Source organism: Dysgonomonas sp. ZJ279, assembly GCF_011039205.1.
Lineage (GTDB): Bacteria > Bacteroidota > Bacteroidia > Bacteroidales > Dysgonomonadaceae > Dysgonomonas.
Genome location: NZ_JAAKEL010000058.1, coordinates 1 through 895, shown reverse-complemented (window position 1 = coordinate 895; position 895 = coordinate 1). Strand labels below are relative to the sequence as shown.

Annotated in this window: 1 pseudogene; it reads right to left on the bottom strand. The window is 32.7% G+C overall.

Annotation, left to right across the window (positions count from 1 at the left end):
- A pseudogene (locus G7Y57_RS17850) lies at positions 1 to 813 on the bottom strand (IS5 family transposase); the annotation flags it as partial.
- Positions 814 to 895 lie beyond the last annotated feature (82 nt).

The following is an 895-nucleotide window of genomic DNA, read 5'->3' as shown; positions in this document are numbered from 1 at the left end:
TTTTTGTAAATTTTCTTTAAAAATATCGTTATAAAAGCGATATAATTGAAAGCCTTCCAACTCGACACTGTTGTTTCAAAGCGATTAAGCAATGTCCTGTATGAATCCATCCAGGCATTCGTTCTTTCAATGGTATATCTCTGTTCATAAAGCGTTTCATCAAATATTACAACTTCATCATTCGTCCCATTTCGGGGATTAATAGCTGTATTTGGTATTATCCCATATTCAAAACATTTACTTCTGAATTCTTTAGAATCAAAGCCGGCATCAGCATTGACAAATAAACCATCTGTTGCAATATGGGCTTTTACCAATGTTTGATACAATTCATCCAAATGATAATCAATCTGATATAAATCATGGTGATTGCCTGAAACAGGAGACGATATAACTATGGGTATGCCTTGATTATCTGTCAAGTAGAGTGCGTTAGTTGTTTTACCCTTTTTACGGGTTTGAAATTCAACCTCTTCACCCACGCAAAGCTCTGGTATGACTTCCATCAATCGAGGATGTAGATAAATCCAATTTTGATTTATTATTTTCCAAAATATGTACCCATGAACTTTCCCATTCTCCGTTTTTACTCCATTTGCGAAAATGCCAATAAACAGTTTTATAACTCAATACAACATTTGAAAACAAACTGCTAACAGGAAGCATATGCCATTGAATACCTGTTTTGAGTTTATATAAAATACTATTTACCACTTCTATAAGGCAACTCTTTGTCTCATATCCTCGTTTTGCTGTTGACAAATGAGGCAATATCTCATTTTCTATTATATCTTTGCTTAGTACTTTGTACATAAGGAAGTGTTCATGATTAGTTGTTTAGCGATTACTAAACTAACACTTCCTTATTATATTTACAATTTTAAATTAGTCTAGA